The organism is Ralstonia sp. 24A2 (assembly GCF_051783885.1).
Lineage (GTDB): Bacteria > Pseudomonadota > Gammaproteobacteria > Burkholderiales > Burkholderiaceae > Ralstonia.
Window position 1 is genome coordinate 178,117 of record NZ_JBPVZD010000003.1, and the last position, 14,957, is coordinate 193,073.

A 14,957-nucleotide genomic window follows, 5' to 3' on the forward strand; every position below is an offset into this window, starting at 1 on the left:
ATTCAACCAATCTAAAACGTTATCATTCTATGCATCACGTCAGGCATTCTCTTGGCGTGCTTGATCATATTGGATTTCGATCCGGACATGACATCGTAATTCAAGCCGGTCACCGGATCTGTGGCATCGACTCCCGTGCGACTCCAATCCAGCCCAAGGTCGACAACATCCGGATTATTTCGCACTTGCGTTTCAACCCAGCGCCCTTTCGCCTGCTGCTCCAGAAGATTCGCTCTCCAGTATTCGCCCTTTGCTCTAGCTTCAGCAATTGCCCGACGCTCGGGAACAGAAAGATTGCGCCTTGGATTCCAAGCATTTGCGGCGTCGTCGGTAGCACGCTGAAGAGTATCACCGACGGTATCCTTTGCGGGAAGCGAACTAACCGGCTCGTCTTTGGGCAGATTCCATCGCTGTCCGTCGACGACCACCTGTTTGTTGCCAGCACGGTGTTTCATCACGGTCTGAACGTCGCGCTCAGGCACATTGGGCAGCGTGCCATCCGCACCGGTCTTGGACAATCTCGCCGCATCCTGGGCAGAGTATCCCTGAGCGCGTAGCTCCTTGTAGCGGTCGATCCGCTCCTGGCAAACCTGCAACCCAAGCGGATCCATCTCCCGCAGCGGATTCTGCACATACCCCTGCGTACGGTGCCCACCCTGGATCGCAATCGGGTCAACGCTGAGATAGCAGCCACTGTCCGGGTCGTAGTAGCGGTTCAGGTTGTAGTGCAGGCCGGTTTCTTCATCGGCCCACTGCCCTGCAAAGCGCAAGCTGGTGTCCAGCGAGGCGTCTTCATCGTGCGCCGTCTCATCCAGCCGCTTGCCCCATAGGTTGTAGCGCGCAGACCAAACCTTCTCACCCGTGGTTCGATACATCTCCAGCGGCAAGCCGGTGGGTGCACTGAAGACCGCGTACTGCGCCCCATCGCGCTCCTGAGCCAGCGGCGTAAAGCTGTCGGGCTCGAAATGCCATGTCGTGGCCACACCGTCCGTGCCATCTGGCCGACGGTCCCAACGTTCGGCAAGCGTGTAGCCATCCCACACGAATCGCACTGCGCGTCCGGTATCGACATGCGTCTTTTCGATGCGTCGGCCGAAGGCGTCGTAGCGGTACGCCCAGGTTCCGTTGTCAGGAGTGTGCACCTCGACCAGGCGGTTGAGACCATCCCAGGTGTACTGCCACGTTCGCGCCGGAGCGCCAGGCCGATCAACGGTCTTTTCGATGACGCGCCCACGTGCGTCATAACGGTAGTGGACATGGCCAGCCTGCACAGGCAGGCCACCCGCCAGGTAGTCGTGCCGATCAACCGGGCCTTGGCGGCCATGCGCGGCAATATTCCGCGAGGCATCGTAGGCGTAGTGCTCCGCAGGCTGGCGGATGCTGTCGACGGTCGTTACCTGCCCGCGCTCGTCGTGCGCGTAGGTCAAGCTGTCGGCGTCGGTATCGACTTGCGTGAGTTGCCCTGCAGCATCGTAGCGATAGCGCTGGCGGGTGAGACGCTGCAGCGCCTCCACGGGGGCTGATTGCAGCACGTCGAAGGCGACGCGCGGGCCGGCAGCCTGGCGCTGCAGACGGCCAACCACGTCGTACTGCCGCTGCAGGACAAACTCACCTGCCTGCCGCCCCATCTCGCGCCCCACCAGATCACGTTGGATGGCGAGGTCGCCAACCTGTGTCAACGCGCCCAGTGCGTCGTACTCATAACGCGTCTCACCATGTGGTGTCTTGCGTGCGCTGCGCCGCCCTTGCGCGTCGTATGCGTGCGCCAGGCGCTGCCCGTGTTGATCCTCTTCGATCAAGCGGCCCTTGGCGTCGTAGCGGAAGCGGTTGACGTAGGTGGTGCCGCTTTGCGCCGCTGCCGCCGTCATGCGCCCCGCAGCGTCATAGCGATACACGAGCTTGACGTCGCCCGCATCGATCGCCACAGGCCGATCCCCCGCGTCATAGCGATACAGCCATACCCCGCCGTCGGGCCACGTCTTCTTGATCACGCGTCCGGCAACATCACGCTCATAGTGAGAGATGCGGCCACCCCAGTCGATCTCGGTCACAAGCCGCCCGGCTGCGTCGTAGCGGTACTCCCACACATCTCCGTGCGCGTTGGTGATGCGGGTCGGTCGCGTCGCGTGGTCGTACTCAAAGCGGGTGGTATGACCGGCTGCATCGATGGTGGCGGTCAGCAGATCGAACGGGCCATAGGTATGACGGGTGACACGCCCCAGCGGATCGGTGCGCGCAACCGCCAGGCCTTCCGTGTTGTAGGCGATGCGCTGCAGGCTGCCGTCCGGCAGCGTCGTCTGCACTCGGTCGCCACGGGGGTTGTCCAGGCCGGTGGCGTAGTCATGGCGGGTGACGTTGCCATCCGCATCGGTTTCTTCCAGCAAGCGGCCAAGCGCATCAAAGCGCGTGCCGAGCTTGGCGCCGGTGGGCAACCGCGTGCTGATCAGGCGGAGCTGCGCGTCATAGTCGAAGCGGGTTTCCTGCTCGTTTTCCGTTGCGCGCAGGAGTTCGCCCTGTTCGCCATATCGATAGCGTTTGACCTGGCCATCGGGCTCGGTGCGTGCAATCAGGCGATGCCTGTCGTCGTACTCCAGGGCCACGCGATCGCCATTCGGCTGCACCACTGCGGCCAGGCGACGCTGCGCGTCGTACTTGAACAGCGTGGGGCTGCCCTCCAGGTCACCCATGCTGGCCAGCCTGCCGTGTTCGTCATACCCAAAATCCGTGCGCCGCCCGAGCGCATCGGTTTGCGAGGCCAATCGGCCGAGTTGCCACTCCCGCTGGGTAACGTGCCCGAGCGGGTTGACCTCACGCGTGACCAGCCCTTCGGCATTGTGTGCATAGAGCCATTCGCCATCCACATCAAGCACGCGCGTGAGGCCGTCTTCGTAGACGAAACGGCCGGTGTGATAGCCCTCGCGCGTACCGGTTTCAATCACGCGCCCTGTGCTGTCGTAGGCGTAGCGCACTTCGGTCTGGTCAGTGTCGCGCCAACTCGTCATCCAGCCGTGCGCGTCGTAGGTGTAGTGAAACTGGCCGTGCTGGAGGCTCGACACCTGCGTGAGCATGCCGCCCTCGTACGCGTAGTCGACCAGGCAGCGCGTGTCGCCCGAAGCTTCATGCAACGTGATACTGGACACGGTACGTGCATCACCGGAGTACGCCAGCACCAGCGCGTCACCGACGGTGTGCCGCAGCGTCGTCAGCCGGCCGTAGGTGTCGTACTCGCAATCGATGGCATTGCCATTCCAATCTTCAACGCGCTCGATGCGAGACGTCGCGCCGTCGGCCAGCGGTGCGAACCACAGGATGCGGCGCGTTTCATCGTCGAGGATGCGCGGCGCGGCGCGCGTGCCCTCCAGGTGATAGCGTGATTCGCGCAGGTTGATGCCGTTGAGATCAGCATCCGGCGCTTCAAACGTGATGGAAAGCCCGCCACCATCAAAGAAGCGAACGAGGTGCCCCTCATCCAGCCGCAAGCGCTGCGACCAATTGGTCGACCACTTGGGGCCGAGCAGACCAGCGTCCTCCGAACGCGTGCGGTAGCGGCGCGTGAGTACGAGCGGCAGCACACCGGGCAGCGACACGTCCGTGCGGATCTCCACCATCTCGCCGGTGGCAACGTCGATCGGGTCTTTGCAGTTGGTGGCGGTCTCGTCCTTAACGCCATCCCGCTCGGCAGACTTGTTCGGCTCGCCCGGCGCCTTGCCCCCGATCATACCGCCCAGCTTGGCGCCAAGCAGACCGCCCAGCAACCCGGCGACAAATTCCTCGCCAGCCGTCAACTCCGGGTTCTTTGGGCCGAACTGTCCGGTGGTCTTGTCGATCAGGATGCTCTTGCGGCCGGAGTTCACCTTGCCGCTGCAATGGCTCGAATGGCCGATGCGCACGATCGGCAGTTGATTGACCGTGATGGTCAGGCTGCCTTCCACCAGCGGCTCGGGCCCGGGGTGCTTGTCGCAGGCAATGATGTCGGTCACGCGCGCAGCGGCCTTGCCCTCGAACGTGACGTTGCCCGAGCCTGAGGCGATCTTGCCGCAGTTGCTGCCCATGCTCTGGCTGGCTGCGGCCAAGCCGCTGCCGAGGCTCAGGCCACCTGCCATGCATGCACCCACGATCACCGCACCGGCCAGCCCGCCGGTAGCAACCGTCGCGGCAACCGCGGCTCCAATGGCGACCCCGATTGCGAGACCGGCCACCATGCCCCAGAAGCCTGATGAATGTGCGATGTCATCGCCCACGCACGCCGGGTGGGGATCGCCTTTGCCGATGCTCAGCCCCAGCTTGTCGCCAAGCCATTCGGCGCCTTGTTCAACGGCGCCCGTGACGCCGATCTTGCCGAGAATCCACGCACCGCCCAGCGCAACAACGGCGGGCACGGCGGCCAGCGCAGCAGCACCGGCCGCTGCGGCTCCCGTTGCACCTGCCGCGGTGGCAGCGGTGCCGGCTGCGTACGCGCCATAGCCGACGTCGGCGCCCAACATGCCGTAGTTGGCGCCATCCACCCACTTCATCTGCGACTGCTTCTTCGCGTCGCCGTCTTCCAGGTTCTGGAGCGCGGCCATGCGCTCCTCGGCGGTACCGCTTGGGCCCGTCGAAGACGTTGGCGTGCTCGGGTCTTGATCGGCCATGACTGCGCTGCGCTCAAGCCTGCTCGTTCAGGCGCAGGCTCTGCACGACCCCTTCCACCAGTGCCTTCTGGCTCGGGCTCAGCACGCCGGGTGCAGTGAACGTCAGCATCAGCACCTGCTTGCCGTTCTCGACCATCGTGAGCAGCTGCTGCAGCGGGCGCCCGTTGTTCGACCACTTGTATTCGTGCGCATAGGCTGCGCGGCCGGACACCGTGGTTTCGTTGCTGGCCACGGCTTCGTAGTCGGGCACCTGCTTGGCCAGCTTCTGCAACTCGCTCGTGGCGTACTCAGCAAACTGCATGCCCCACGGCAAACGTTCACGCGTCACGACAAAACTCACGCCCTCCGTGCCGGTTGCGGCAGAGACGAACACGTTCATCGACTTGTCGATCCAGTCGGGTGGGAGCGACAGGGAACCTTCCTGCATCTGATACATGGTGTCAGCCGTTATCCGGGTTGATATGGGTGTTGGGGGCCTGGATCTTGATCTCGGCCGCATCGAGCCGGATGGTGGATGAACCCTTGTGCAGCTCGATCGCGTCGGCCGTCATGTGGATCGACGTCCCGCCCGCACCGCCCACCTTGATCCACAGTTCCTTGGCTTCGATCGTGTGCACACCCGCGGGCGATTTCTGCGTCGTATTGCCCTGGGTGACGGTGTGGGTCTGATCACCCACGGACACCGTCGTCTCATAGTTGCCCTTGGCAACGGTGAGCTTCTTGTCGCCCTTGCCGACGGTCGTTTCCATGTTGCCGGTGTCGATCTGCGTCTTGTGGTCGCCCTGCGTTACCAGCGTGGTGTGGTTGCCCTTCACGGCTTCGCTCATGTTGCCGGTGGACACCTCCGTTGCATGGTCCCCCGTCGACACCAGGATCGTCCGATCACCCTTGACCACGTGCGTACTCTGCGCATCCTGCACGACGGTGTTCATGTCTTTCTGCGCATGCATGAAGACTTCCTGCGCGCCGTTCACATCAGAGAAGCGCAGCTCGTTTGACCCACCGCCCTTGTGCGTCTGGCTGCGGATGCCCATGGTCTGGCCGTTGTCGCCGTGGTAGGGGTTGGCGGCCTCGCCGTTGAATACGCGCCCGACGATCACCGGGTTGTCGGGATCGCCCTCGTTGAAGGCCACGATCACCTCCTGCCCGATACGCGGGATGGCCGCGCCGCCCCAGCCCGCACCCGCCCACGGCTGTGAGACACGCACCCAGATCGAGTCGGATCCATCGGACTTGCCGCGCCTGTCCCAATAGAAATGCAGCTTGACGCGGCTACCGTCGGTGTGGATTTCTTCGCCCTTGGGGCCGACCACCACGGCCGCCTGGGTCCCGTACATGTAAGGCTTGGGCGTGCGGCGCTCGGGGCGGAACGGCACCTCCGCCGGCAGACACGTGAAGCTGTTGCGGTACGGCAGATCGGTGCCGTTGCGCGTGTAGTCGTTCACGGCGTGGTGCCGCACGTGCAGCAGCACGAAGGGCTTGTCGTCGTAGGCGGACACCGGGTGATTGGTCAGCCGAAAGCGCCCGCCCGTGGTCATGGCCTGCACAAAGCCCGTGCCCTTGAAGCGATGCGCCAGCGCTTCTTCCGCCTCCATCGCCTGGCGCGCGTAGCGGCGGCCGTCGTCGCCGTGATCATAGAGCGAGTGGTATTCGTAGCGCTCGGTGCCGCCGATGTTGGGGTTCTTCAACGTGGTCGGCACCTCCACATGCATCAGCGGTGACGATGGCGTGTCGTAGTTGAAATCCCGATAGGTGATCTTGCCCACGCGAAAGTTGAACGCTTCGTCCCAGCGGTCGATGCCGTTGCGCTCGCTGGCGGCGCTGGCGCCGTAGTACGGAATCGAATCCACGGGTTCCAGCGGCTTGAACGTGTCGTTGGTGTCGCCAATCACGAGCACGTGCTTGTCTTTCTCGTAACGGTGCGTCCAGAGCATGCCCTCCTGCTCCATCAGGCGGGCGCAGAAGTTGTAGTAGGACTCCCGGTACATGACGATGTACTCAAGCCGCGTCTGTTCCGACTTCAGGTGGAATTCGAAATCATGAAAGCCAAGCTCGACAAAGATCTCCGAGAGGATTTCTTCAGCGGTCTTGTTCTGGAAGATGCGGCAGTCCGTTGAACGCGTGAGGAACCAGAACCACGGCACCACCGTCATTTCGTAGCGCGTGACGGAGCCTGGGTGCCCCACTCGCCCGAACGATGCAACGTAGCCCTGAAAGTAGCGCTGGCCGATCTCCGGCCCGCCCGCGAGCTGGCTGAACAGACCGCCGCTCGACTTCGGCTCCAGCGACACCGACACCTGCTGCCCGACGATCTTGTCGATCTCGATATCGCTCTGGTGCGAGAGCAGATCGAGATGGATCTCCGGCAGGCGGTTGACGTACTCGTCCACCACCAGCGCGTTGACCAGCAGCACGTCATGCCCGAGCGGCGACTCCATGCGTACGAAACGGCTGTCCTGCGTCAGGCGCGCCTTGGCACCCGACATGCCGTTGATGGCATCGGCAATCGAGGCCGGCGTACGCCCAAGCAGTGACATGCCCGTCTGCGCCAGTTGCGCCGCGCGCGCAGCACCGCCGATCAGGCCAGCGCCTGGCACATTGCCAAGCATGCCGGCAGCATCCGTCAGCAGGCTCGTGCCCGCCTGCAACCCGCTGCCGGACAGCGTCGAAAGAAAAGAATTGCCGGACGGCGCATTGCCGCCTCCGGTTGTTGTGAAACTCATGGGCCCGCTCCCATCGTCCTATGCGATTTGCACCGGCCGGGCCAACTACGTAGTCAACAGACACACCCGTTGTCTTCGGCCGGAATCCCCCCGGCACTTCCAACCGATACGTTGTCGATTGGCGATGGATCGCATGCTAGTGGAAGCCTGCGTTTGGCAGATGAGCGTTCCGTTACTTGGAAGCTGAAACTTTTTGAATTCTGGTTTAACGCGTTTTAATCACAACGCGCAACGTCACTACAGAAGCACTTGGCGGCTTCCGCAGTCGAGCAACATTAACGTTTGATAAAAAGCGCGGTGTCTTCAAAACGCCGCTGCGCGCTGAGCGGGGTCTACGAATCCTGCCCAGAGTCGCTCTTCAACGGCGCGTCCAGCGCCAATCCCGGTGCGTTGCGCAGCGGGTGCTTGAGCAGTCCGTCGACGAGCGTTGGCGACACGTAGTGCGGCCCGTCGAACAGGTAGACCTTGAAGCCCTGGTAGCGCGCTAGTTGCGGCGCCAGCTCATAGGCGGTGGCGGGACGGAAACCACCGCGACGCTTGGGGCGGAACGCCTCGGCAATCATGCGTACGCGCTCGGTGCCGAAGCGCCCGGCCAGTGCATCAGCGTAGGCCCGCGCCGTGGCTGGATCTCGCTTGAATGCGCCGCAACCGTCTTGCCAGAACACGCCCACGTCGGCGGGCAGCCAGCGTGCGACCCAATCGGCAAAACCCTTGGCGCCAAGTTCACTGTGGTCGTACACACTGATCCACAGCGGCCGCGGCAGCCGGTCAAGCGCGCGCTTGAGCCGCGCCATGTCCTTCCACGTGGGATCGACCTCGACCGGGAAATACCAGCCCTCCACGTTGACAGGCGGACGCACCGACACCAGGTGCCGTGAGCGCTCGGCAAGCTCTTCAACGTGGGCACGCGCCCAGGTTTCATCAAACGCGCCGGCCAGCCCGACGATGACATTGCGCGCCCAGGGCTCGGCGGCAATGCGCGACCAGTCCGGCGCATGCGCCACCGCCGACGGCCGGGCGCCCGACACGAAGGTCGCATCGTCCACCGCCGTCCATTGCACCAGCAGGTTGCTGACGCCGAGCCTGTCCCAGGTGCCCTTCGGATTCTTGTGCAGGGCATCCGGCTGCCAGACAACACCCTCGGCCAGCGGCTCGCCGGCAAACTCCTGCGCGACCGCCCCGCCCGTCAACGTACCCGACAGGGCCAGGGCCACGACCAGCGCGGCACATCGCCAGGAAGGACGTCGTTCAGGCATTGTGCTTGCCCTCGGTTTGGCGGATCGGGTTGAGTTGCATGTCACGGTAATCCTGCGCCAGCTTGGCGCGATCGATCTTGAAGTTGACGGACACCGGCAACGTTTGCCGCGGAATCAACTCCGACGGGATCATATACGGCGGCAGCGCCTCACCCAGCGATGCCTTCCAGTCTTGCGGCAAGAACGACGACTGCGCATCGCCAGATGCCGGCTGCACAAAACCGACAATGCGCGCCACCGATCCATCAGGCCGCCGCAATGGCACCGCTGCTGCACTCTGCACGCCGGGCAGCCTGCCCAGCGCGGCGTCGATCTCCAGCAACTCGATACGGTAGCCGCCTACCTTGACCTGGTCGTCAATCCGGCCATGGCAGAACAGACGGCCGTGCTCGTCCACCGCACCCAGGTCACCGGTGCGAAAACCGCGCGTGCCGTTGTGCGAGAACATGCGCGTGGCATTAAGGTCTTCGCGGTTCAGGTAGCCCCGCATCACATGCGGGCCGGCAATGCACAACTCACCGTCTTGCACGAAGACTTCGCTGCCCCGCTTGGGGTAGCCGATGGGCAGCTTGTCTGTACCGGCAAGCATGGCATCGTCCACCACGATCCATGTCGTGGCAACCGTGGCCTCGGTGGGGCCGTAGGTGTTGATGATGCGCGCGTTCGGAAAGCGCTGCCGCAAGTGACGTGCCAGCGTGACCGGAAGCACTTCCCCACAGAACAGGAAGGTGTCGAGCGTGGGCAACCCCTTCTCCGAGAACGCCGGCTGCAGCAATTGCTGCTGGGCAAATGACGGCGTCGAGACCCATGTCGTCACACCGTGTGCGGCAAGCATCTTCAGGAAGGCATCGCCCTGGGTAATGGCCTCGCGCGAGGCCAGCACCACGCCGCCGCCCAGCGCGAGTGTGGCCATGACCTCGTACATCGACAGGTCGAAGCTGAACGGCGCCTGGTTCAGGAACACCGGTGCGGCACCCAGCCCAAAGTCGTGTGCCATCCAGTCGACCAGGGTGTGCACGCTCTCGCGGCCGATCTGCACACCCTTGGGTTCGCCCGTGGTGCCCGAGGTGAACAGCACGTAGGCGAGCCCTTTTTCCTGCAGCGGTTGTGGGCTGCTGGCGTGCGGCAGGGGTGCGAAGGTTGCGGTGCGCGCATCGTAGTAGGCATGCGCGCTCAATGTGCGCGCAATGCGGTCCATGCGCTCATCCGGGTAGATCGTGTCGAGCGGCACGAAAGGCGCACCCAGCATCAGTGCACCGGCAATGGCAACGAAGAACGCCGCCTCCTTGTGCCCGCGGATGATGACCGGCACATCAGCGGCAAAGCCTGCCGCGCGTGCCTGTACGCACCACGCGGCGGCCTCTTGCGCGAGCGCCTGCCAGGTGAGCGTGCGATCGTCGCCGATCACCGCATCGTGGTCGGGCCGCAGCCCGGTGTCGACAAACGTGCCCGTATGAAGATCAAGCCGCATCGCCCTCTCCTATCTGGTGGATTGGATATACGCCGCCAGCGCGTTGACCGAGGCCAGATGCTCGGCAATCTCTGTGGGCGGCACACGCGCGCCAAACTGCATTTCGACAGCCATCACGATTTCGACCGCCAGTACTGAATCGACCAGCCCCATTTCGATCAGCGGCGTGTCGGGTTCGACCGCGCGCAGTACGACGTTCTCGACGAGCGCCTTTACGTCAGCCAGCAGGGTTTCGGTTTGAGTCATGGTCATAGTTGCGACTAAGCGCGGTCAGAATTGGAAATAGAGAAAGCGCACCTCACCGTGCAGCTGCGCCATGCAGAACAGCAGCAGCCCGACGATGACAACGCTCCAGCGCAGCGAAGGTCGCCACGCAAAACGTGAAGCGGCGGCGTTGGCAGGACGCTCAAGCGCCGGTGAGAATTGGCCCATCCATTGATGCACGTTGGGCAGGCACCAGACGATGGACAACATCACCACGATCTGCAGCGCCAGCGCCGAGCGGCCCAGCACGATGCGCAGCCACTCCAGCCCGCTCATGCCGGCCTCGCCCCAGGCGGGCCAGCCCAGCGGCTCGATGCCGCGCAGGCCAACCATGCCGCCCAGCATCTCCAACGCGTCATGCACGCCGTGGGCACGGAAGAAGATGAACGCCACCAGCGCAGCAACGAAGGTCAGCAGCACATTGGCCGCATGACGCAGCCGCGTGGGCGTCACTGCCTGTACTGCCTGTGCCGGCGTACCGGCCGGCGCGCGTGCGGCCTGCCATGCCCGCCAGCCGTGGTTGATGCTCAGAAAGGCTGCGTGCAGCAGGCCGTAGACGAGGTACTGCAACCCCGCCCCGTGCCACACACCGGCCAGGCCCATGGTGTAGAAGGTCGGGACGGCCACGGTTGCCGCAAAGCCGCCCACCGAGCGCTGCGCCAGCCGCCCAGTCGACTTGCCGCTGGTCATGCGTGCGCGGTTGATACGCATCGCCATCGGGTAGTAGAGGTAGCTGGTCAGGTAGCGCGTGAGCGTCATGTGCCAGCGTTGCCAGAACTCGATAATGCTGCCCGCCTTGAACGGCGAATTGAAGTTGAGCGGGAAGCGCACCCCGAACATCTTCGCCAGCCCCATCGCCATGTCGGAATAGCCAGAGAAGTCGAAGTACAGCTGCATCGCATAGGCCAGGCAGGCGCCCCAGGCGGCCAGCATCTGCAGCTCGTGCGGCGCGGCAAAGCCATGGTCGGCATACGGCGCAATCGTGTCGGCCAGCAGCAGCTTCTTGGCCAGCCCGCAGGTAAACATCGTCAGGCCGATGGACAGGTTCTCCGCACGCAGCCGGTACGTCTCGGGGCGCGCGAACTGCGTCATCATTTCCTTGTGGTGCAGGATCGGCCCGGCAATCAGGTGCGGGAAGAACGTGACGAACTGGATGAAGCCCAGCGGATCGCGCTCCTTGACGATGCCAGCATTGCAGTCGAGCAGATAGCCGATCTGCGTGAAGGTGAAGAACGACACGCCCAGCGGCAGTGCTACGTCTTCCATCGCCACGGCAATCCAGCCGGCCGGCATGATGTCGGCCGCGTTCACCACCACGCCAAGCAGTGCCGCCAGGTACTTATAGCGCACCAGCACCGCCAGATCGACAACGATAGCGAAGGCCAGCCACGCGCGGCGCGCACGCGACCCGGCCGGGTTGCTGAGGATCAGCCAGCTCATCGCAAAATTGAACGCGATCGACAACGTGAGCAGCAGCACGAACGACGGGTTCCACCACCCGTAGAACAGGAACGACGCAGCGCACAGCCAGACCGATGCTGCACGCGGCGAGCGTGCACCCAGCAGGTAGTAGCCGGCAATCGAAACCGGCAGGAACAGCGTCAGGAAAATGAACGAGTTGAATAGCATCTCGGCCTCAATGGCTGGTGCCGTTGGGGAGGGTTTTGACCGGCAGGTGCAGCGCGTCTTCCGACATCTCCCACACCAGCACGCGCACACTCTTGGGCCACGTTGCGCGCTTGTCCCACATGGCTTGCATGGCACGGTCGAACTGGCCGTCATCCAGGCTCACGTTCCAGACCTCGCGGCCAAGCTGTTCGCCCAGGCGCCCTGCAAACTCGCTGCGCCGTGAGAACGAACTGCCCGCCAGCATGACTTCGACCGGCGGCGCATCGTCGAGCAGGCCACCCGAATGCACGGCACTGATGGTTTGCGCGGCCACCAGATCGGGCGCCGGGCGCCATGCGTCTGGCACATCGCCCAGACCACTCAGCGTGAGCAGATCACCGACGCGGGGCTCTGCTGCTGCCTGTTGGTGCTCGAAGCGTGCCTCGCCTCGCCCGCCCAGCAACGGCAGCACGGCCGCGCCGATCACGTTGGCAGCCGCCTGCGCGCCGTTGGCGTTCCAATGCACATCGGTGCGGAAGTACGCGGGGCTTGCCTGCTGCAACGTGGGCAGCAGCTCCACGCGCGTGACACCGGCAGCGTCCAGCGCCTGCTGCCATCCGGCCAGGCGCTGCGTCATGCGGGCATCCTGATGCAAGCCGCATAGGGCCTGCGCTTCAACGCGCGCCTTGTCGGGCACCGTCACGACGACCAGGCGGATACCGTCCTTGCGCAGTGCGTCGGCGTAGCGGTGCAGTGTCGCGATGCGCGCATCGAGCAACGCGTCGGCACCGGGCACACCCGCCTGCCTCACCTGCCCGGCCGCGGCCGGGGGCGGGCGCAATCCATCCGCGTAGAAGAGCCAGCCCGGGCAGCCCTCGCGCACCTGCTGGCCAAGATCGCCCAGCACGCGATAACGCAGCGCAGCCTGCCAGCGGTGTAGCGCGCGCGCGTACGGCACATCGATGGCACCTTCAACCTGATGGCCCAGCGTGCCGTCACGCCACCCACTCCAATTGAACGGCTCGCCGCCATCGGCCTGTCGCGCGAGTGCCATCACGGCCATGCCCAGACCGACAGCCAGGAGCAACGCCACCAACCACGCCACCGCACGATGCCAGAACGCAAACCGGTCCGGTGGCGCAGCCTCTGCCGGCGCCTGCCCAGGCAGCGCCGTTGCCGGCGCGCGCGCGAGCCCGTCGCTCATCGCGCCAGCGCCTTGTCCAGGCGCGCAAGCCACGCGTCTTCGGCCATGATCGAGGCGGCATCCCACTGCGTGGCCGCGTTCGGGCCGTTCATCATCTGGCCTTCATTGAACTGCCAGACCAGCGCCTTGATCTTGCCGGACTTGAACGCTGGCGACTCCAGATAGTTCAGCAGCGTCTTCCACGGGCCGACGTTGCCGAAGGTCCAGGTCAGGCCAACAGGGGTGTCGATCGCATTCGAGAGCTTCTGCGGAAAGCCGAGGTACGGCTGCACCATGCTGTTGCCAACCACCTGCACCAGCGGAGGCGCGCTATCGAGCAAGTCCTTGTTGCTGCCAGCCTGACGCACGAAGAAATGGTCCTTGCCGATGGCCTTTTTCTTCTCCGGCGGCAGCAGGTCGGCCAGATCACCGTAGCTGATCTCTTCCGTCCATTTGCCGAGTCGCGTGCCACCGCCCGAACGCTCCGTGAACAAGCCGCGTGCCTGGAGTAGCTTGGCGGTGGCGGCCGCATTGGCCTCGGCGGCGCGGCCCGACCAGTGGTAGTCGGCGCGGATGAACGTCGTGTCGTCGGTCGGGTTGACGGTGGCGATGGCGGCTTCTGCGTCAACCATGTCGAGCCCGATCTTGCCGGCATGCGCCGCCAGTGCTGCGTAGCGGCCCTTCACTGCGGACGACAGCGTCGTGCCGTCGGGCAGCTTGTCCGCGTAGGCGCGCGCCTTGAGCGGCGCGATGACGATGACCGTGCGGATGTCGCTCGCACTGAGCTTGTCGGCTGCCTTGCGAATGAGGTCGAGCGCCTGCAGGCAGGCATTCGTGTCGTCATCGGTCAGGCTTTCCCAACCGGGGAACAGCCAGCGGTCGCGCCCTTCGATGATGGTCTGGGTCTTGGCAGCAGGCGCTTGTGCGCCCTGCACGGCAAGACTGAGGGTTGGCATCCCAGCCAGCGCGCCGGCCAGCGGTGCCGCGCCCAGCGAGAACAACACGCGACGGCGGCGCGCGTCGAAGGACTGGCTGTTGGCGCCGAACGGCGAACGAAGCAATACGGTCATGGTGTGGCCTTCAGATTCGGTGGTGAGGTTCACTTCTTGGCGGGCGGCCAGGCAAGGTCGTCGCGCACGCCGGTGAGCACGGGCTTGGCGGCATCACCCGCCAGGAACAGGCTGTAGCTGTCACCAGCAGCCAGCGTGGGCAGTTGCAGCGGCGCTGTCGTGGTGGTGCCGCAGCTGCCTGTCAGGCGCGCAGAAATCGGGTTGATGGCGCGGGCCTGCTGCGTGCCCGTGGGCACCTGCGCAAACACGGTCGGGCCACCATCGGCCACGACGATCTTCGCGGTGCAAGCGCCTGCAAAGTTGTAGACGCGCAGCGTGGCGCGCATCGCGTCCAGGCGCTCCTGCGGGTTGGCCACGCGCGTGGCACGCCAGCCCTGGGCCTCGCGCGTGAGCACTACGGTGATGGCCTGGCCGGCCGTGGCATCACTGGCCGATGCCGCACCTGCTGCATCGGCAGCAGCGGCCTGCACGGGCTCACGCCCATCGACCGTCACGCGCAGCGGCGTACCCGGGGTCACAACGCTCAGGCGCGTCGATGCGCCCGCGGCCACCGTTTGTGCGGCTTCGCTGCCCGGCAGGGTCACGCGGGCCGATTGCGCGGCCAGGTTGACCACGCGGACGTACGTGGCGTTGGCGGGCGGCTGCGGGCCGTAGAGTCCGGCAACATCCTGCGCGGCAGCGTACGCGGCGGCGGGCACACCCAGCACGAGCACGGCGCCCAGCGCGCGCATCAGGTCAGTCAATGTCATGC

At 64.8% G+C, this 14,957-nt stretch carries 10 protein-coding genes; all 10 read right to left on the reverse strand.

All coding sequences use genetic code 11. The annotated features are described in order from the left end of the window. Nucleotides 1-11: 11 nt before the first annotated feature. Nucleotides 12-4,631: a DUF6531 domain-containing protein gene (locus ACS13N_RS18250; protein ID WP_438933035.1), complete on the reverse strand. Its 4,620-nt coding sequence runs from the start codon at nt 4,629-4,631 to the stop codon at nt 12-14. Nucleotides 4,632-4,644: 13 nt separating this feature from the next. Next, nucleotides 4,645-5,067, reverse strand: coding sequence for a DcrB-related protein (locus ACS13N_RS18255; protein ID WP_438933036.1), 423 nt, complete (start codon nt 5,065-5,067; stop codon nt 4,645-4,647). A 4-nt stretch (nt 5,068-5,071) separates the two neighbouring features. After that, the gene (locus ACS13N_RS18260; RefSeq protein ID WP_438933037.1) at nt 5,072-7,354 is read right to left on the reverse strand and encodes a type VI secretion system Vgr family protein; all 2,283 of its coding nucleotides are present in this window, start codon (nt 7,352-7,354) and stop codon (nt 5,072-5,074) included. A 332-nt stretch (nt 7,355-7,686) separates the two neighbouring features. Beyond that, on the reverse strand, nt 7,687-8,610 hold the full coding sequence (locus tag ACS13N_RS18265) for a hypothetical protein (RefSeq protein ID WP_438933038.1): 924 nt from the start codon (nt 8,608-8,610) through the stop codon (nt 7,687-7,689). After that, nucleotides 8,603-10,081, reverse strand: a complete 1,479-nt coding sequence (locus tag ACS13N_RS18270) for a D-alanine--poly(phosphoribitol) ligase (protein WP_438933039.1) — start codon at nt 10,079-10,081, stop codon at nt 8,603-8,605. Before ACS13N_RS18270 ends, ACS13N_RS18265 begins: the two co-directional genes overlap by 8 nt. Nucleotides 10,082-10,090: 9 nt before the next feature. Then, nucleotides 10,091-10,327 carry an acyl carrier protein gene (locus ACS13N_RS18275; RefSeq protein ID WP_438933040.1) on the reverse strand — a complete coding sequence of 79 codons (237 nt, stop codon included), beginning with the start codon at nt 10,325-10,327 and terminating at the stop codon, nt 10,091-10,093. A gap of 24 nt (nt 10,328-10,351) precedes the next feature. After that, complete coding sequence (locus ACS13N_RS18280) at nt 10,352-11,974, reverse strand: MBOAT family O-acyltransferase (protein WP_438933041.1); 1,623 nt, start codon at nt 11,972-11,974, stop codon at nt 10,352-10,354. 7 nt (nt 11,975-11,981) lie between these two features. Beyond that, on the reverse strand, nt 11,982-13,157 hold the full coding sequence (locus ACS13N_RS18285) for an alginate O-acetyltransferase AlgX-related protein (RefSeq protein WP_438933042.1): 1,176 nt from the start codon (nt 13,155-13,157) through the stop codon (nt 11,982-11,984). Then, nucleotides 13,154-14,206 carry an alginate O-acetyltransferase AlgX-related protein gene (locus ACS13N_RS18290; protein WP_438933043.1) on the reverse strand — a complete coding sequence of 351 codons (1,053 nt, stop codon included), beginning with the start codon at nt 14,204-14,206 and terminating at the stop codon, nt 13,154-13,156. Before ACS13N_RS18290 ends, ACS13N_RS18285 begins: the two co-directional genes overlap by 4 nt. A gap of 29 nt (nt 14,207-14,235) precedes the next feature. Continuing rightward, nucleotides 14,236-14,955, reverse strand: a complete 720-nt coding sequence (locus ACS13N_RS18295) for an alginate O-acetyltransferase AlgF (RefSeq protein WP_438933044.1) — start codon at nt 14,953-14,955, stop codon at nt 14,236-14,238. Between the last annotated feature and the right edge of the window lie 2 nt (nt 14,956-14,957).